This window comes from Sphingobacterium sp. UBA865 (genome assembly GCF_002295765.1).
Classification (GTDB): domain Bacteria; phylum Bacteroidota; class Bacteroidia; order Sphingobacteriales; family Sphingobacteriaceae; genus Sphingobacterium; species Sphingobacterium multivorum.
Genome location: NZ_DBGB01000010.1, coordinates 126,834 through 145,459, shown reverse-complemented (window position 1 = coordinate 145,459; position 18,626 = coordinate 126,834). Strand labels below are relative to the sequence as shown.

The 18,626-nt window shown below is 38.4% G+C and carries 15 protein-coding genes and 1 tRNA gene; 8 read left to right on the top strand and 8 right to left on the bottom strand.

The genetic code is table 11. The annotated features are described in order from the left end of the window. Nucleotides 1-49: 49 nt before the first annotated feature. Entirely contained in the window at nt 50-1,438 is a 1,389-nt protein-coding gene (locus tag B2O97_RS04560; RefSeq protein WP_286767029.1) for a LutB/LldF family L-lactate oxidation iron-sulfur protein, read from the top strand. 83 nt (nt 1,439-1,521) lie between these two features. On the opposite strand, the gene B2O97_RS04555 is transcribed toward B2O97_RS04560, so the two are convergent. Both B2O97_RS04555 and B2O97_RS04550 read right to left on the bottom strand, forming a co-directional pair. Then, nucleotides 1,522-2,058 carry a hypothetical protein gene (locus B2O97_RS04555; RefSeq protein ID WP_286767028.1) on the bottom strand — a complete coding sequence of 179 codons (537 nt, stop codon included), beginning with the start codon at nt 2,056-2,058 and terminating at the stop codon, nt 1,522-1,524. 100 nt (nt 2,059-2,158) lie between these two features. Next, nucleotides 2,159-3,067, bottom strand: coding sequence for an energy transducer TonB (locus tag B2O97_RS04550; RefSeq protein ID WP_070564917.1), 909 nt, complete (start codon nt 3,065-3,067; stop codon nt 2,159-2,161). A 72-nt stretch (nt 3,068-3,139) separates the two neighbouring features. Between B2O97_RS04550 and B2O97_RS04545 the strand changes: the two genes are divergently transcribed. Continuing rightward, a complete protein-coding gene (locus B2O97_RS04545; RefSeq protein ID WP_070564915.1) occupies nt 3,140-3,961 on the top strand; it encodes a hypothetical protein in 822 nt (273 codons plus the stop codon). Nucleotides 3,962-4,028: 67 nt separating this feature from the next. On the opposite strand, the gene tsaD is transcribed toward B2O97_RS04545, so the two are convergent. Next, nucleotides 4,029-5,030 (bottom strand): tRNA (adenosine(37)-N6)-threonylcarbamoyltransferase complex transferase subunit TsaD, encoded by a 1,002-nt coding sequence (gene tsaD, locus B2O97_RS04540; RefSeq protein ID WP_286767027.1) that lies wholly within the window; start codon nt 5,028-5,030, stop codon nt 4,029-4,031. Nucleotides 5,031-5,082: 52 nt separating this feature from the next. On the opposite strand from tsaD, the gene B2O97_RS04535 reads away from it, so the two are divergent. Beyond that, the gene (locus tag B2O97_RS04535; protein ID WP_286767026.1) at nt 5,083-9,462 is read left to right on the top strand and encodes a translocation/assembly module TamB domain-containing protein; all 4,380 of its coding nucleotides are present in this window, start codon (nt 5,083-5,085) and stop codon (nt 9,460-9,462) included. Here B2O97_RS04535 and B2O97_RS04530 read toward each other — a convergent pair. The 3 genes from B2O97_RS04530 to B2O97_RS04520 all read right to left on the bottom strand — a co-directional run bounded on the left by B2O97_RS04530 (nt 9,455) and on the right by B2O97_RS04520 (nt 11,223). Then, nucleotides 9,455-9,709 carry a hypothetical protein gene (locus B2O97_RS04530; RefSeq protein WP_070564909.1) on the bottom strand — a complete coding sequence of 85 codons (255 nt, stop codon included), beginning with the start codon at nt 9,707-9,709 and terminating at the stop codon, nt 9,455-9,457. The genes B2O97_RS04535 and B2O97_RS04530 overlap by 8 nt on opposite strands. 38 nt (nt 9,710-9,747) lie before the next feature. Further along, on the bottom strand, nt 9,748-11,073 hold the full coding sequence (locus B2O97_RS04525; protein ID WP_046673958.1) for a trigger factor: 1,326 nt from the start codon (nt 11,071-11,073) through the stop codon (nt 9,748-9,750). Nucleotides 11,074-11,141: 68 nt separating this feature from the next. Next, a tRNA-Leu gene (locus B2O97_RS04520) sits at nt 11,142-11,223 on the bottom strand. 149 nt (nt 11,224-11,372) lie between these two features. Here B2O97_RS04520 and B2O97_RS04515 point away from each other — a divergent pair. The 5 genes from B2O97_RS04515 (at nt 11,373) to B2O97_RS04495 (ending at nt 16,559) form a co-directional block, all read left to right on the top strand. Beyond that, a complete protein-coding gene (locus B2O97_RS04515; protein WP_070564906.1) occupies nt 11,373-11,984 on the top strand; it encodes a hypothetical protein in 612 nt (203 codons plus the stop codon). After that, a complete protein-coding gene (locus B2O97_RS04510) occupies nt 11,981-12,283 on the top strand; it encodes a winged helix-turn-helix domain-containing protein (protein ID WP_046673956.1) in 303 nt (100 codons plus the stop codon). Before B2O97_RS04515 ends, B2O97_RS04510 begins: the two co-directional genes overlap by 4 nt. A 51-nt stretch (nt 12,284-12,334) precedes the next feature. After that, entirely contained in the window at nt 12,335-12,826 is a 492-nt protein-coding gene (locus tag B2O97_RS04505) for a hypothetical protein (protein WP_070564903.1), read from the top strand. Between the two features lie 4 nt (nt 12,827-12,830). Next, complete coding sequence (gene creD, locus B2O97_RS04500) at nt 12,831-14,297, top strand: cell envelope integrity protein CreD (RefSeq protein ID WP_115049684.1); 1,467 nt, start codon at nt 12,831-12,833, stop codon at nt 14,295-14,297. 180 nt (nt 14,298-14,477) lie between these two features. Beyond that, nucleotides 14,478-16,559: a S9 family peptidase gene (locus B2O97_RS04495; protein ID WP_286767025.1), complete on the top strand. Its 2,082-nt coding sequence runs from the start codon at nt 14,478-14,480 to the stop codon at nt 16,557-16,559. Nucleotides 16,560-16,727: 168 nt separating this feature from the next. Here the strand turns inward: B2O97_RS04495 and B2O97_RS04490 are convergent, their stop codons facing one another. Further along, entirely contained in the window at nt 16,728-17,675 is a 948-nt protein-coding gene (locus B2O97_RS04490) for an MlaD family protein (RefSeq protein WP_046673953.1), read from the bottom strand. Nucleotides 17,676-17,736: 61 nt separating this feature from the next. Beyond that, complete coding sequence (locus B2O97_RS04485; RefSeq protein WP_046673952.1) at nt 17,737-18,537, bottom strand: N-acetylmuramoyl-L-alanine amidase family protein; 801 nt, start codon at nt 18,535-18,537, stop codon at nt 17,737-17,739. Nucleotides 18,538-18,626 lie beyond the last annotated feature (89 nt).

Below are 18,626 nucleotides of genomic sequence, written 5' to 3'. Positions count from 1 at the left end.
AAAGTTGGTAATTTTTACCAACTTTTTTTGTGAAAAATTAGCAGATTAGATGGCAGAGAGTACCGCTAATACGTTTATTAAGGAAAGTGCGCAAAAAGCATTTGACACCAAACACCGCGATATTATCAATTACAATATCGACAAATACAGCATGGCTTTCGAAAAAGGCAAGAGCAAATTTGCGGACCTTGAAAATAGTAAGATAAAAGCGAACCTGATCAAATGGAAGGTCATGGAAAATCTCGATCGCTATTTGTTGCAATTTGAAGCAAACTTCACGGCTCGAGGCGGAAAAGTAATCTGGGCCAATGATGCTACGGAAGCCTTGGACGAAATCTATTCGATCATTGCACGTAAAAAAGCAAAATCTGTCGTAAAGTCAAAATCGATGGCGACAGAAGAGATTGAGCTTAATCATTTTCTGGCTTCCAAAAATATTGAAGCCATAGAAACTGATCTTGGCGAGTATATCATTCAGCTGCTGGATCAAAAGCCCTATCATTTTGTTACACCGGCCATGCATTTGAGCCTGGAAGATATTGCCAAGCTTTTTCACGAAAAATTTGACACACCACTAGATGCATCTGCGGAGCAACTTACAATGAAGGCCCGTGAATTACTTCGAGATCGTTACCTATCGGCAGAAATTGGGATTACTGGAGCCAATTTCTTAATTGCTGAAACTGGAAGTATAGCAATTACCGAAAATGAAGGAAACGCCCGATTGACATCGACCTTCCCCAAAACACATATCGCCGTCGTTGGAATAGAAAAAATCATTCCCAATGTACAAGATTTAGAAGTCTTTTGGCCACTCCTGTCCACACATGGCACGGGTCAAAATCTAACAGTATACAATACGCTACTCACTGGGCCAAAACAGCCTTATGAATCAGATGGCCCCGAAGAAATGTATGTTATACTGCTTGACAATGGCCGCAGCAAGCTCTTAGCGCAAAAAGAACAACGTCAGGGTTTGTACTGCATCCGTTGTGGCGCCTGTCTGAATGTATGTCCAATCTACCAGAACATCGGTGGACATACCTATGAAACGACTTATCAAGGACCTATTGGATCGTTGATATCGCCGCATTTAAATGGCATGCAGGAATTCAAACACCTGAGCTACGCCTCCACACTCTGCGGAAAATGCACCGAGGTCTGCCCCGTTGGTATTGACATACAGCGCATGCTTCTCGTCAACAGAAAAGATTCAGTTGATCAGGGGCTGGCAACAAAAACGGAACAAAAAGTCTGGCAGTGGTTCACCTACGGGATAATGCGAAGAAAACTGATTGATTTCTTTGGCGGAAAATTCAAGAATTTCTTCCTCAAAAAACTCTTTCAGAAAACCTGGGGAGATCAACGGGAACTACCAAAATTGGCAGACAAATCTTTCTCTAAACAATGGAAAGAACATCAAAAAAATAAAGAATAACAAAAAAGAAAGAGGGAACCAATGGTTCCCTCCTCTACTAACACTCACCACTATTTAATATGAAAACTATCCTTGTTTAATTGTTATGAAGCTTTTACTTCAGCATCATTTGTTTTATTCACTTCTCCTTTTCTAAAGTCCTTTCTTTTCAGCTGTCTGTCTCTTTTCCAATGTTCTTTGTGCATTTTACGATTTTCAGCATAGGAATCCTTTAACGTTTTTTGTTGCTCTGGAGTTAACATTCCCATCATTTTTTCATGTTCTGCCACACGTTGTTTTTTCACTTTTGCTCGATATTCTTTGCGTTCAGCAGCTAATTTCTGATGATCCTTTGCTTGCTTCAAATTAAAAGCATAGATATCTTTACGCTGTTTATCTGTAAATTTCAACTTTTGATCCATGCGATCAGTTTTCATTTTAGCAACTTCCTCTGGAGTTTTATTTTTAAAACTATCGTGCATTCTTCCTGTTTTATGTTTATGCATAGAAGCTTGCACTTCTTTCATTTCTGGTTTAACATCTTTTTTTTCTTGAGCGAAACCGGCTAACATCAATCCAGATAGCGCCAAACTTAACATCAACTTTTTCATTTCTTTATTTTTTATAAAACCAACAATCATTCTTTTTAATAAGTACTCATTTTCAACTTATTTATCAGTAAGAGTCGTCTCGGCTATCGAAAGTTTAATTGATGATCTGTTAAATAAAGTTAAGAACCATTTATTGGGAAACAGCACTTAAACGAATCGGTAAAGTATACGCTACACGTACTTTAAGCCCGTTTTGCACTCCTGGTTTCCATTTTTTCGCTTTCTTCAATAAGTTTATAGCAGCATCTCCCGTACCAAATTTCATATCACGTTTAACAGCAATATCTGTCAGTGATCCATCTTTCTCAACGACAAAAGAAACCTCTATAACACCCGAAACTCCTTGGTCTAAGGCCTGTTGTGGAAAGTTGTAATTCTCGGCGATCCACTTCATAAAGGCAGGCAGTCCCCCCACAGGTGTTGGCATAATTTCTACTGATGTAAATGTATTGTTAGCATTATCATCAGTTCCGCCTCCCGATAATGAACCATCTTTAGAACCAGTAATATCACCATCTCTTTTTGAAGAACCAAATTCACCGCGCGCAATATATGTCCCCGATGGATTTGCTTTCAATGTGATCCTTGAGGTCATTGTATTGGGGTTTTTCAACTCATCCTGACTCACAAGCTCTTCGGTAACTCTGCTCGCTGCGGTCACTTTTATATCGGGCATCCGAACCAAATCAAATTTGGATACATCTTGGGCAACTTGCTGCGGAGCTTTTTCCTGCATCATAACAGGTTCTTCAGGAACCTCCTCTTTTTCCTCCACCTTCTTTTGAATTTCTTCCAGCATGTCGGGTCCAATATCTCGTACTTCATAAATCACGGCCGGAACAGTTTGCTTAAAATATTTATTATATGTATAGGATCCTGCAATCAGCAAAACTGCAAAAGAAACAACAATTCCTAACCCCATATTTGTTGCTCTATCAGAGAGATTTCGCAACTCGTAAGCACCGTACATTTTGTTGCGACCAGCAAAAATAACGTCCAGCCATTCTTTGCGGTAGATATTCAATTTAGAGTTCATCATAACATTAAAGTTTAAATCTTTTCATTATGATGAGCGAAAGCCTTATATTTCACAAAAAAATTCAAAATACTTATGAAGTCACTTTTTTCAGCTATTTTTCTACTTACATTGTATGCTTGCGGGAATAATCAAAATCAATCCAAAACTGCAATCAAGCACGAAAACAAGGAAAAGACTATTTCGCCATATTTTGGTTTTTTAAACCAACAAAAAGATTCACTTATCGCTTTACCTATGGATCAAGCGATGGAAGGACCTGAAAAATACAACTATGTGATTGTGGAAAATCAGGTAAGCCCGCTTGAATTTGTTCAGAATAAAATGGACAACAAAGAGAGTAACGGAAGACAGACCGCCCAGAACTTTGCGAATAGTGAAGGTTCGTTATTTAAAATTAGTGACGCGATCAAGTCTGGCGAATTTGGTATGCTTGTCAACAAAGCTTTTATAGATCAGTATAAAATTGAGAAGTTTACAAAAGTTCAAAAAGAAACTTCTCCAGAGATCAAGGAGCAGCTTGAAAAGAAATACAATAGGAAGATTAATAAAAGTACGACAGTTGCGATCCTCAGTGATCAGTCCGAGTTTAATCTTACGGTGTTTGAAAATCAACAAGACTCTGCTTTAGCTGTATTTTCCTACGCAAAGGACGAACAGCTGATCAATTTGGATTTCCCGGCTTTATACGATGATATCAGCACTTGGCGTGTTGATGATGGCGGTCAGTTTGACAACGAGGCTTTTCAGATACTAACCATATTGCGTTCTGAGCAAGGAATTAGTTTTATCAGCATTTTTTGGGGTGCTGAGGGCTATGAACTGAACTTTTACCAGCCAAAGAAAAATTTATTTACCTCTGCGGCACAAGCCTATGGGTACAGTTCCCCCTTATAAATAAACAAGTTTAAGTTTCCCCGACACCGAAGGACAGTGTCCGGGGAAACTCATATACCCGTATTAACTACAGATGCATCCTAGCCATAGGAGCAACGTCCTGACCAACGAAATCTTTCTTTAAAAACTTGTGATAACCTGCAATAGCAATCATCGCTGCATTATCGGTACAATATTCAAATTTTGGGATAAACACCCTCCAATTGTATTTCTCGCCCATTTCAATTAAGCTTTGCCTCAGGCCAGAGTTCGCCGAAACGCCACCCGCGATAGCAATATCCTTAACACCAGTTTCCTTTGCTGCTTTCTTCAATTTATTTAGTAGGATTGATACAATACGCGATTGTACACTAGCACATAAGTCGGCCATATGGTGTGTCAGAAAATCTGGGTTCTGCTTCAATTGATCTTGAACCAAATACAATATCGCAGTTTTCAATCCTGAAAAACTAAAATTAAGACTTGGAATCTGTGGTTCGGGCAGCTTATAAGCGGCTGAATTACCTTCTCTTGCAAATTTATCGATAAGCGGTCCACCGGGATAAGGTAGATTCAGGATTTTAGCTGTTTTATCAAAAGCCTCCCCTGCCGCGTCATCCAATGTTTCTCCCAAAAGTTCCATTTCAAAATAATCTTTCACCAATACAATTTGCGTATGACCACCAGAAACAGTAAGACATAAAAACGGAAAATTCGGCTTCGGATCCTCAATAAAATGAGCCAGGATATGCGCCTGCATATGATTTATGTCAATTAAAGGGATATTCTGTGCAAGTGCAAATGATTTTGCAAATGATGTTCCAACCAAAAGTGCACCTAATAATCCAGGCCCCCGCGTAAAACTCACTGCATCTATTTGATTTTTGCTTACTTTTGCTTGGCGAATGGCTTCTTCCACTGTTGGAATAATATTTTGTTGATGAGCACGTGAAGCAAGCTCGGGAATCACTCCACCATATTTTGCGTGGATTGCCTGAGTTGCAATAACATTTGAATGAATTTCACCGTTAATACAGATAGAAGCGGAGGTTTCATCACAAGAGGATTCAATCCCTAAAATAATAGCCATAGCTTGAGGTAATAAATTTTAATACAAAAGTATCAAAAAAATAATTAAAATAGTGTCAATAGTCCTTGGTAGTATATTCATTATACTGCTTGCATTGGCGTTATCACTACAGTTGAAACCGGTACAAAATTATGTTGCCCAAAAAGCTGTCGACTATTTATCCAACGAACTAAACACTAAAATAAGCCTCAAAAGCATCTATTTCAAACCTTTTAAATCTATTGTAGTAGAAGATTTTCAACTCTATAGTCCACAAGGAAAAGAAATATTAAAATCAGGAAGGTTAGAAGCCAACGTCAACCTTTCTCAATTCATTGAATTGAACAAAATTGTGATCAACAAACTAACCATTGAAGATACCGAAGCCACTTTTGAGCAATTTCAGGACAGCTCCAATATCTCATTTTTAATCCGTTACTTTAACCCACCTAAAAAAGAAAAAAAGAAAAGTTCAAAAAAAATCATCTTCGATATAAAGGAACTGATTATTAAGAACAATACATTTAGCTATGTTAATCATAGACGTAAGCATTACAATAAAGTGGTCGATTTTGGAGATTTAGGTATTTCCAAACTTAACGCCCATTTTGATAAGATAAAAATAGATTCCAATCAAATTTCGGCGAACATAAAGACATTCAATCTGCGCGAAAAGAAAGGTCTAGTGATCAAAGGCCTTCTTGGACAAACGACAGTAAGCAAGACAAGCATTGAACTCAGCGAGCTTATGCTAGCCACCAACCGTTCTACATTCAAAAATTACATCAAGCTTAGCTACAACAGCTTTGACGATTTTTCGGACTTCATCAATAAAGTTCATGTAAAACTTCGTGTTCGGGACTCCCGTATTCACTCCGAGGATATTGCTTTCTTTTCCTCTCCTATGCACCAAGTCAAATTTGACGTGAATATCAAGCGCGCAAATTTAGAAGGAACGGTATCTTCCATCAACGCATCACAGGTCGATTTAACAATTGGAAAAAAAACCAGTTTGGCAGGTAAGCTTCAGATTATCGGTCTACCTGATATTGACAAAACTAAATTTATTGTTCCCAGTGTAGTAATTTCATCTGAGCACAAAGACTTAAATGACGTTATTAGCGATCTCGGCAATCTAAAAAATTTTAAACTCCCTGAAATTGTTCAGATATTCAACAAATTTTCATTCAAAGGTAGCCTAAATGGCCTATACAATAAATTTAAGACCAAGGGAGTATTCACGACTGCAATCGGTAATGTTGAAGCGGACGCCTTATTGGATATCCAGAAGGAAATAAAATATGCGGGAAATTTTCAATCTAAAAAGTTCGATGTAGGTAGGATAACAAAACTAAAAGATCTGGGAACTACAGGCTTCAACCTACAGGTTGACGGAACAGGTACCGACCCCAAGAAACTGAGCTTAAAGATAAAAGGAGATCTCAGTAATTTCAATTTCAAGAATTACAGCTATCAACATATACAAATTGAAGGAAATACAGCTAAACAGTTAGTTCTTGCTTCAGGGCAAATATATGATCCAAATTTAAAACTACAGTTTACCACAGATATCGATTGGTCTGTCAAACCCAACTATCACCTGGATGCTGATATCCAACAAGCGAATCTAAAAAAGCTCAACTTCTTTCAGGGGGATTCCATCAATATTATTAACACGAAATTCCACACCAGTTTAATTGGGGACAACATCAATAATGTTACCGGTGAATTTAAATCAGACAGTGTCAATTTCACTTCCTCTAAGGGTCAATTCGTCATCCGCGATATCAATTTCCTTGCCGAAGGAGATGAAAATGCACGCTCCCTTACCTTGCAGTCGGCTATCGGACACATTGATCTTAAAGGAAGAATAGACCTCAATACAATCGTTCCTTATTTTAAAGCTTTAGCTATGCGCTACGCTCCGGCAATCGGGTTTGAAAACAACATTTTTAATCGCCAGGACTTTGACCTGAATATTAATATAACTTCTTTTAAACCGATCGCAACATTCTTCCGAAAAGACATTGCTCTAGACAGTGGTGCGACGCTCAATGCAAAATTTGAAAGTGAAAAACAAACGGCCAGTTTTAATTTTTACGCACCTGAATTCAAATACAATGGTATTCGACTAACTCACCTGATTGTGGATCAAAATGCCAATTTGAAAAATATGGAATTGCAGACCTCCATCGATCGCATCAATTTTACCGACAGTACCTATATTAAAAACGTCAATATTTCAAACACCTTGGCAAACGACAGTTTACAATTCAACATCAAAATGTCGGAACTTGAAGCGAGCAATAGTCTGGATCTCAATGGCGTTATACGCTTTGCCCATGCCAAACCTGCCTATATCAATTTCTATCCATCGAATATCTTAATCAATAAAGAGCGGTGGCTTGTCAATAATGATGCGCAATTGAAAATATCGAAAGGAAAATGGTACTTTGAAAAACTGACGCTGAGTCATGACGAACAAAAAGTTCATATCGATGGCATCCTGTCAAACGAAGTCAGTGATCAGATCAATCTCAAATTTCAGGACTTTAATCTTACATCCTTAAATGGTATTACCAAGCCACATGGCATCAATCTCTCCGGCAACTTAAACGGAAATATTGAAGTTAATTCTGTATTCAAAGCTGCATTTGTTGTAGCCAATATAAAAACTTCACCTATCCTCTATAACAATATTCCCATCGGCTCACTAGCCCTGAGTGCCAACTACGACCCCGAGAATCAACTGGTAAAACTAGACAGCAAGATAGAGGAAGGAAATAAATTAATTCAGTTACAAGGTTCCTATAACCATTTAAGTGAAAACAATAAGCTTAATCTCAAAGCTAAACTCGTAAACACAGATGTGTTTGTTTTCCAGCCCTTTTTACGAAGCCTGGTATCCAATATTCAGGGCAAGGTCAATGCAGACCTCGATATCGAAGGCGATATCCTGAACCCCAAAATTACAGGTTCCGGAAAATTGGATAATGCTTCGATGGTTATCAATTACCTCAAAACACCCTACCGACTTTCTGACGAAATTGCGGTTACCAATAACCGAATTTTTCTCACAGGGCTAAAAGTATACGATCCCAAAAACAATATAGCAACCATTGATGGCGTTGTAGATCTCAACAAACTGAGTGATCCCGATATCGATGTAACTGCAGAGACGAAGAATTTCCTGGTATTAAATACCACAATAAAGGACAATAATGTATATTATGGCACTGCTTACGCTTCGGGCACTTTTCAGTTTAAAGGACTAACGTCTGCCATGAATATCAATATACGGGCTAAATCCGAAGAAAACACCGTTATTAATATTCCCTTTAATAGTGCCAGTACAATATCAGATACGGACTTTATCTACTTTATTGAGAAAGACTCGACCAAAACAAAGAAAAACGTTAAGAAACGAGATTTCAACGGTCTGACGATGAATATGGACCTCTTGATCAACCCGAATGCAGAAATAAATCTATTCTCCAGTATGGGCGAGTTATCAGGAAGGGGAAATAGCAATCTCAACATGCGGATATCTTCATTGGGAGATTTTGAAATGTTTGGGGATTTTATTATAAACAGCGGAAAATTCAATTTCACCGCTCAAGATTATATCAACAAGATTTTTGATCTCAAAGAAGGCGGAACAGTACGATGGGCGGGAAACCCAACTGAAGCGAACATTAATATCAATGCCATCTACCAACAAAGAACAAGCTTAGCACCGTTGTATAATGCTGCAGGCCGGGAAGAAAACCCTGAACGTGTATTGGCACAGGCCGATATGATCCTAAAAGGGCAGTTAAGTCAGCCGGAAATCACATTTGACATCAACTTTCCACAAAACCCCGGAGTTAAGGATGAACTGCAGGGATACTTTTCAGATGCCAACAATGTCAATCAACAGGCGCTTAGTCTAATCGTGAGACGAAGTTTTACACCTGGCACACAGACAGACTTTGGTAAAGAAGTCAATAACACTTTGCTATCTGCAGGAACTGAAATAGCATTCAACCAAATCAACAACATCATAGCCCAATCGCTAAACATCAATTTCTTTGATATTAATATCAAATCTTTAAATGACGCATCTGCCTCACTACGTCTATTCAACGACAGACTTGTTTTGACAGGCGGTATCTCCGACCGTAGAAGTCAGGCGCTAACAGATTTGAATGTGTTTTCGGATCGGGTCTCAACCGATGCCGAGGCTATGTTTTATTTAAGAAAGGATGGACGCTTGGTCCTACGTGCTTCCAATCGCCTAAATACACGCAACTTTCTTCTTAGCCCCAATGACGGCGAATATATTAGTGCTTTCGGACTACTCTATCGGCAAGAATTCAACACCTTCTCGGAGTTCTTGAAAAGGCTATTCCCTTTTGGTAAGAAGACGATTACAACAGCTCCTGTTGAAACAAAGAAAAGCAAGGTCAATTAAGCTTGCTGAATAATCCCTTTGCTATTTCAATAGGTCTCTTGCCATTCCAGTAGGCTTCTTTCAATTCTGGCAGTCCACCTTTAATCCCAACCGCATTGCGCCTATTCTGAGCTCCGCCTCGATTCCACCAGTCGACCTTTTCCAGCGTCATATAACTTCCTATACAGGCGATCTGTGGATGAGCTGAACAACTATAAACGAATAGTGTATAATCCGCTACCGGACTGCAATAAAAAAGTCCCTCCAAATAAATGGAAGGACTCTTTTTTTATTTAAAAAATTCGCTTATGCTAATTTCTCAAATTCTTTGTATTCAATGTCCGTAGCATTCAATTTCACTAAACCTTTCAAGTGATCAAATACTTTTAAAGCTTTAGCTTCTTCGAACAAACGATTACCTTGCTCTCTATCTTGCAACAATTGAATTGCAAATTGGTTCAACTGCTCATCAGAAGGTTCTTCGTTGATGTTATACATCTTGATTTGCGCGTAGATACGTTCTTTTGCTAAATTGATAACTTCATCATATTTAACTTCAAGACCATTTTCAGTAACAACGCGGTTTTCGATGATTGTCCATTTCAAGTTGTTCAAGAAGTCAGCAAAACCTTCGTTCAATTCTTCTTCAGAAATGCTTGGGTTAGTTGCTTTCAACCATCTTTTCAAGAATTCTTCAGGGAAAGATACATCAACTTTCTCCATACCAAAAGTATACATATCATTACGTAATCTTTGATCTGAATTTTGTTTGAATAAGTTCTCAACTTCTTCTTTCACTTTTTCTGTGAATTGAGCTTCTTCTGTTACTTCACCTTCTGCGAATAATTTATCGAAAAATTCTTGGTTTAGATCAGCTTCCTCTAAACGGTTGATATTCTTAACAGTCAATTCAAATTTAGTGACGTCTAAAGCAGTTGCTTCCTCTTCAGTGATACCTAAGATACGTGCTAAATCTTCAGTTTTGAATGCTTTTTTAACATCAATCTTAACAACATCGTCCTTTTTAAGACCAACTAATGATTTTTTGATCTTAGCATCTTCTACGATATCTGTGCGGATAGAAGTTGTTTTTTCTAGACCTTCCTCTTTATCTTGTTTCAATGTTGCATATAATACATCACCTTCTTCAGATACTTCTGGATTAGTCATTTTTCCATAGCTACGACGCAAGTTCTTGATACGATCTGCCAATGTCTCTTCATCAGCTTTGATTTCGTACGAAGTAAATTCAGTCTCAGCAGTAAAAGGCAATTCAAAAGCAGGAGCAAGACCAATTTCATATTTGAAGTTGAAATTGTCTTTATAATCCCAGCTGTATTGTGCATCATCTTCCAAAGGAAGTGGTTGACCTAAAACTTCTAATTTATTTTCAGCAATATAATTGGTGATTTTCTCATTCACTAATTTATTGATCTCGTCAAATAAAATAGATTTACCATAAGTACGTCTGATATGTCCCACAGGAACTTGACCTGGACGGAAACCTGGTAATTTTGCTTTTTTAGCTTGCGCTTTAATCTCTTTGTCGACTTGAGGATTATAATCTTCAGGTGCTAATGCGACGTTGACTACCGCATTGATTGCATCTACATTCTCGTGTGAAATATTCATACTCTTTTTAGCTATATCGCATTCATAAAAAAATCCTCCCGAGGTTTTAAGTTCGGGAGGACATCAAGTGCGGAAGAAGGGACTCGAACCCCCACGCCTTGCGGCGCCAGATCCTAAGTCTGGTGCGGCTACCAATTACGCCACTTCCGCATTAGGATTTCTTTTGATGCCACAAAGATAGAAACCAAACCTATATCCTGCAAGTATTTTCTACTCTTTTTTTTATTTTTTTTCAATATTCTCCCAACCCCTTGCATAATTCATTATTATTCATTTACTTTGAATATCAAAGTACATTTATGGAACAGAAAGATTTATTTAGAGAACTTGGACAGATCAGATCATTAATGGAAAAATCGTCCAAATTTGTTTCAATAAGCGGATTATCAGGTGTACTCATGGGCTGTTATGCTTTGCTGGGAACACTATTGGGATACTATATTCTACAGCAACCCGAAAGTACCGCGCTACTCTTGGGCGAAAATCTGAATAAGCCCCTACTGTTTTTAATGATTGCGCTCATCGTCCTCTTATCATCCCTGGTGACCGGCTGGCTAATGGCACGTAAAAAAGCGAGAAAAAATAAGCAGTCGATTTGGAACATTACAAGCAAATCTCTTTTATTTGCAGTTTCAATCCCCTTACTAACGGGTGGCATGATTTCCTTGTTGTTTTTTGTCCAAGGCTACTACCAGCTGATTGCTGCTATGCTCCTGATCTTTTATGGACTGGCACTGACTGCGGGTAGCATCTATACCTTTGCAGAAGCAAAAGGCCTGGGTATACTGGAAATCTGCCTGGGTTTGATTGGTATATGTTTCCCGGACAACGGCTTATTATTGTGGGGATTAGGATTTGGTGTGCTACACATCATCTATGGTTTTATCGTTTACAAAAAGTACGAATCGTGAAATTAGATCTTTCCTTATATGACAAAATATTTGAAAACAGGGTTCGCCTCCAAATTATGAGTGTTCTCGCTGCCAATGAAGAATATGATTTTAATTCATTGAAAGAATTGTTGGACGTAACCGACGGTAACCTTGCTTCCAACCTAAAAACATTGGAAAAAGAGGAATACATTAGTGTCGAAAAAAGCTTTGTAGACCGGAAGCCGAACACCCGATACAAAAGAACGACAAAAGGACTTAAAGCCTTTGAAAATCACCTTATTGCACTTGAAAATTTAATAAAGCAACAATACAAATAATTTTTTTATTCATTTACTTTGAAAATCAAAGTACTTTTAAAACATGATTAAATGAAAGGAATTCGATTAAAACTGATGCTGCACCTCTATAATTGGTCTTCCAAAGTATATGCAGACATCTTTAAATGGAACAAAAAAGCTTGGGGAATATCTAAGGCAAATTTTATGACCTACCCCGTTGGAAGCATCGGCCATAATCTGGGGCTCTTTTATGAAAGTAAAGGTTTCGATGTCATGCCCAAACTGGAAAATCACGATGTATTTCATATCCTGACTGAAACCGGAACAGAGATACAAGATGAAATTGCCATGCAATTCCTCTTACTTGGTAATGGAAAGATCAGCCTCTATCTTATGGCAATGATTTTTATTGGCGGAATCTTATTTCCCGAGCATTTCGGTTATTACAAAAGACATTTTCAGAAAGGTCGATCGCTCCAAAACTTCCATCATTTAGAATTTAAAGAAATCCTTCATTGGCAATTAACGGAGCTTCAAATTGCCTTATACAGTAAAAATATTCAAATAGATTTAAACAACTAAAATCATGGACTACAACAATTCATCATCGATAGAGCAATCGTCATTTTTTGAGAAAATCAGTAATTCCACTGTCCTAAAGTTATTTGTCATTTTCTTTCTTTCCCTGATATTGCTCATTCCACTTTCGTTAATAAGCGATTTAATAGAAGAACGGAAAAATAGGGAACAGGAAGTTTCTGGCGGTATTGCATTAAACTGGGGAAAGGAGCAGGTTATTTCCAGTCCTGTGTTGGCTATCCCCTATCGCGAGACTATACCACTTTCTGCCGAAAAAGCCGAAAAATCGAACCTTAGAGAAGAGCTGAAATGGATATTTGTCTTACCCAAAACATCCAATATCACAACCGATATAACGCCACAGCATCTCTCTCGAGGTATTTATAATGCCGTAGTTTACAACAGCAACATCACATTAGACGGTTCTTTTGACAAAATATCCCTAGAAAAACTCGAGATCCCAAATGAGCAAATTGACTGGAAAGGCAGTAAGCTTATTTTCGGCATCCAGGATTTTAAAGGCTTAGGCAAGCGCCCATCCTTGAATTGGGATGGCAATGAATTGACTTTCGACCCAGACTTTAATAATCTCAAATTATTTACGCAAAATTTAGTCTGTCCTGTACCTTTGGATCCGCAGAAAACAGACAATCGTTTTAAGATAAAACTAAATCTAAAAGGATCCAAATCATTGAATTTTCTTCCGCTGGGTGATCAGACAAACATCCAGGCTAAGGGTAACTGGGCTAATCCAAGTTTCACAGGTGCATTCTTACCGGGCAAACGTAATACCGAAACCTCCAATTTTTCGGCTTCCTGGGAAATCCCTTCTTTCAGTCGGAAGCTGCCGCAACAATGGACAGGCGATGCCCGTTCGATCTTTCAGTTCGATAACAACCTCGAAAATGGAAATGAGGGCAATGAGCAAAAGCCAGCACAAGCCGTCAGCACTACAATTGCCTCTGCAAATAACCTATTGGATAACGCAGACATGATTACAATTAACTTCCTACCAGATATCAATAACTATCAAAAAACAACACGGGTCGCCAAATATGGTATTTTAGTTATCATCCTGACCTTTACTTCGCTCCTATTCACCGAGGTGATCAAGAAAAAACGGATCCATATCATCCAATATATTCTGATTGGAGCAGCTATGGTTCTTTTCTATACATTGCTGCTCGCGCTATCCGAGCATATTGGATTTAATCTAGCTTACTTAACGGCTTCAGTCGCTACAGTTATGTTGATTGGCAGTTTCATTAAATCAATTACCAAAGACCAGAAATCGGCGCTATTGCTGAGTTCTATTCTGGCTTTATTTTATCTTTTTATCTATATCCTCATGCAACTTCGGGATTATTCCCTTATCGCTGGAACAATTGGCATCTTTATCATTTTGGCGATTTTGATGCGCGTTTCAACAAAAATAAACTGGTATCAATTTGATAATAGCCATGTGGATCAATAAACAACGTCTTCGACTTTATTGGGTATTAATTCAGATACTATTAAAAAAATAAGGATTTACAATTCTAATAAGCCATTTCTAAATGAAATAGATGGCTATTTTTTTACTCGACTTAGCATTTATGACCAAATTCTGTAACTTGCGAAGAAATTTTTCAGCGGCATAGATATGTTTAAACAGATGAAAAAACTTACAATACTTACATTAGCGATTATGGCGTGTAACCTAAGCAATGCGCAAGAAAGCAAAGACGGAAAAAATAACTCCAAATTAGTGTCGGAATCGCCACAACCGATCAACCCAACTACACTTTGGGACCTTGGTCGTGTTTCGGCCGAAGGACTTTCTGCAGACGGCAAAACATTGGTATACGGTGTTTCCAATTATAATCTGGAGAGCAATTCAAGTGAAAAAAATCTCTATACAGTTTCACTCACAAACGGGACTAGCAGTCAGTTCACCGACCAAAAAGGTGGTGAAACAGTCGTTCAGATCGAACCAAATGGCGACGTCATTTATTTGTTAAAGGGGCAGTTATGGAAGAAGAACCTATCTAAGGCTGAAGCAGTTCAATTGACGAATGGCGATATTGCTTTAGAAAATGTCAAGTTTTCTCCTGATGGAAAACAAATACTCTTCAGCCAGTCCGTGCTCGTAAAAAAATACCACAGCACAGATAAATATCCCGAACTACCAAAGTCGGACGTTTATATCTATGACAACTTAGACTACAGACATTGGGATACCTTCAATGATGGCAAATTCAGTCATCCTTTTGTGGCGAGTTATATTGATGGTAAAGTTGGCGAGCCGGTAGACCTATTAAAGGATCAAGCTTTCTACAGCCCTCAGGCACCATTTGGTGGCGCAGAAGATTTTGCCTGGTCTCCCGATAGCAAGGCAGTGCTCTATGTCTGTAAAAAGAAATTCGGAACAGATTATGCTGTCAGTACCAACACCGATATTTATCGCTATGATCTCGCTAGCGGAACGACGTCTAACCTGACAGAAGGAATGAATGGGTATGATACAGCCCCAACCTATTCTCCCGATGGGAAAAGCCTAACGTGGCTCAGCATGAAGACCGATGGTTATGAATCGGACAAAAATGACATCATGCTATTTGATAAGAATAGCTCGATTCGACTTAACCTAACAGCACATTGGGATGGTACCGTCAATAGTTTTATCTGGAGCAACGACAACCGGAAAATCTATTTTACAGCTGCAACGAAAGGCACAGTTCAATTATTTGAACTTGAAGTACCGACCAATATCAAAGCTAAAAGTTTACCAAAAATACATCAAATTTCAGAAGGTGACTTTGACATCACCGGTATTGTAGGCCAAGTAGCTGACAAATTAATCGTTAGCTCTACAAAGTTTACCCGTGCAACCGAAATCTTCATCTTTGATCTAAAAACCAAATCTTTAACTCCGGTCACTAAAGTCAACGATGCAAAATATGCAAGCATTAGCGAAAACAAAATTGAAAAACGTATCGCAAAGGCATCCGATGGAGCCGATCTGTTTTCATGGGTAATCTATCCGCCAAACTTTGACCCTGCAAAAAAATATCCAACCATACTTTACTGTGAAGGCGGCCCTCAATCTGCCCTGACGCAATTTTACTCCTTCCGTTGGAATTTACAATTGATCGCATCACAAGGCTATATTGTCATCGCTCCAAACCGCAGGGGTATGCCTGGCTGGGGTGTAAAATGGAATGAAGCCATTTCTCAGGACTGGGGCGGTCAGCCAATCCGGGATTACTTGACAGCGATAGACGATATCTCCAAAGAATCCTATGTAGATACAACTCGTCGTGCGGCGATTGGAGCTAGTTATGGTGGGTACTCGGTTTATCAGCTAGCTGGCGTGCATCAAAACCGTTTCAAAACTTTCATTGCGCACAATGGTTTATTCGACATGAGAAGCTGGTACGGTACCACAGAAGAACTCTTTTTTGCCAATCACGAACTGGGTGGGGCGTACTGGGATAGCAAAAATGAGAAATCCTATACCGCATTCAACCCCATTGAAAAAGCAAATAATTGGCACACACCAATTTTAATCTTTCAAGGCGGAAAAGATTATCGTGTTCCAATCGGACAAGGGTTAGCGGCATTCCAATTGGCTCAGCTCAAAAAAATTAAGAGCCGCCTGGTCTACCTACCTGATGAAAATCACTGGGTACTGTCAGGACAAAACGCACAAGTTTGGCAAAGAGAATTCTTTACCTGGCTTAAGGAAACTTTATAACGAGATGTGCAAAATCCGCTTGTAAAATCAGGTATTTTCGCAACTGACAAAGTCGGCCTTCACCTGTTTAAATTCCAAAAAGCGTTACTCAGGGAGTGGACATATAAAAACAAAAAGCCTGCAATATGCAGGCTTTTTTATGTATCCCATTTGATCTGATTGCTAAATCTATTTCTCGCCTTTTTTTCCAAAGATGGAAAGTTTGATATATTTCCCGGGTTTCTCTTTCACATCCTTCATCAAATTATCCATTTCCTTTGAAGCATTATTGAGATTATTATATAACGCTTCGTCATTTAACAATAAACCAATAGATCCTTTACCACTATTGATTTTTCCCGTGATCTCCTGAAAATCATTGACTGCGGCATTTACTTTGTTCATGGTATGTTCAAAATCCAATCGGGCGGCCTTATCGGTAATATTATTCAGATTAGACATGATCGCGTTGATTTTCTCGCCATTTTGTGAAAAATTGGATGTAATTGATTCGAGATTGGCCATGATTCGATTGAGTCTCCCCTTTTCATCCCCCACTAGACCTTCGACATCTTTGGTGATGCCTTCTACATTTTTCAAAGAAGTGGAAATGCTATGAATACTTCTTTTAAAGTCATCCTGAAATTGTTTGTCTAAGACATTATTGACAACCGATAATGTTGAATCCAGTTTAATGGTAATTGTTTCAATCCGTTTTTGAATGGGTTCAACCTTATCCATAATATTCGGTTGGACACCTGAAGCTAAAAAGTCTCCATCCTTTGCCAATTCCTTACTGTTGCCCATTTCGAAAACAATGGCCTTACTTCCCAACAAATCTGTGCTTGAAATCCGCGCAATTGTATTCTTTGGAACGTCATAATGGGAGTGTATTTTGAACTCTGTCTTAATTTTGCCATCAGGTAGGAGAATCATTTTTGATACACGACCGATTTGATAACCATTTACTAAAACAGGTTTTGATGGAGTTAGGCCATCGACAGCTTCATAAGTTGTGTAATATGTGTTGTCGCTGCTAAAAACATCATTTCCTTTTAGAAAGCTATAGCCAATAAATAATAAAACTATCGCAACTGTTGCTAATATGCCGACTTTTGTCTCGTTTGAAATTTTCACAAATAATCTATTTAGTAATGATCATTAATTTAAGTTTAAAACAGCATAAAAGCAAATCTGTTTAGCGTTCTACAGAATTTTTATAAATTTTCAGAGCCGAAACTAAATTATTGACAATTTCCTGCTGCCCTTCATCAGACAATAGGTAGCTCTCTTCTTCTCTATTACTAATAAAGCCAATTTCTGTAAGCACAGCGGGCATACCTGCTTCAGCCAATACAGCTAAGCCTTTCTCCCAGAATCCTCTACTATATCGCCCTGCCTTCACATACTCACCTTCAATCATCTGCGCCAGACGAATACTTTTTTCACGGAATCGGTTTTTCATCAAGGAGAAGATGATAGCACTTTCAGGGTCTTTTGGATCGAATCCTTGATAATTTTCTTTATAGTTTGATTCCAGTAACAAGGACGCATTTTCACGAACTGCAGCATCTTGCTGTCCCAAACGATGCGAGCCAGAGACCAATGTTTCGGTACCATGTGCGCTAGCACCACTGGAATTACAGTGTATTGAAATAAATAAATCTGCTTTATTGGCATTCGCCAAGCGAATACGTTTGTAAAGCTCAACAAATTCATCCGTCGTTCTCGTGTAGATGATCTTGATACCCGGAATATCTTTCTGAATCTGCTTTCCCAATTTTAACGCAACTTCAAGGGCTACATTTTTCTCCAACGATCGCCGCCCTTGTGCTCCGGTATCTTTACCGCCATGGCCCGCATCAATTACAATCGTTTTTATTTGGTAGTCTGGAGGCACTGCTTGCCCATTGTTTAATGTGAAAGAATTCAATAAAAAAAATCCCAAAGTAGCGAACACAACACTACACCATTTTCTAATTCTTAAATCTGATTTCATTGAATAATTATTTGCTCTACTATAAACGAATCAAAATGCGTCAATATTATTTCTTTAATAGATAACGATATTTAACATATTTTCTATTG

Excerpts from the sequence above, each read along its gene's own strand:
- B2O97_RS04550 (WP_070564917.1), bottom strand. The coding sequence starts at position 3,067 with ATGATGAACTCTAAATTGAATATCTACCGCAAAGAATGGCTGGACGTT.
- B2O97_RS04515 (WP_070564906.1), top strand. The coding sequence starts at position 11,373 with ATGGAACAGAAAGATTTATTTAGAGAACTTGGACAGATCAGATCATTA.
- B2O97_RS04505 (WP_070564903.1), top strand. The coding sequence starts at position 12,335 with ATGAAAGGAATTCGATTAAAACTGATGCTGCACCTCTATAATTGGTCT.
- B2O97_RS04545 (WP_070564915.1), top strand. The coding sequence starts at position 3,140 with ATGAAGTCACTTTTTTCAGCTATTTTTCTACTTACATTGTATGCTTGC.
- tsaD (WP_286767027.1), bottom strand. The coding sequence starts at position 5,030 with ATGGCTATTATTTTAGGGATTGAATCCTCTTGTGATGAAACCTCCGCT.
- B2O97_RS04555 (WP_286767028.1), bottom strand. The coding sequence starts at position 2,058 with ATGATTGTTGGTTTTATAAAAAATAAAGAAATGAAAAAGTTGATGTTA.
- B2O97_RS04485 (WP_046673952.1), bottom strand. The coding sequence starts at position 18,537 with ATGAAATCAGATTTAAGAATTAGAAAATGGTGTAGTGTTGTGTTCGCT.
- B2O97_RS04495 (WP_286767025.1), top strand. The coding sequence starts at position 14,478 with ATGAAAAAACTTACAATACTTACATTAGCGATTATGGCGTGTAACCTA.
- B2O97_RS04525 (WP_046673958.1), bottom strand. The coding sequence starts at position 11,073 with ATGAATATTTCACACGAGAATGTAGATGCAATCAATGCGGTAGTCAAC.
- B2O97_RS04560 (WP_286767029.1), top strand. The coding sequence starts at position 50 with ATGGCAGAGAGTACCGCTAATACGTTTATTAAGGAAAGTGCGCAAAAA.
- creD (WP_115049684.1), top strand. The coding sequence starts at position 12,831 with ATGGACTACAACAATTCATCATCGATAGAGCAATCGTCATTTTTTGAG.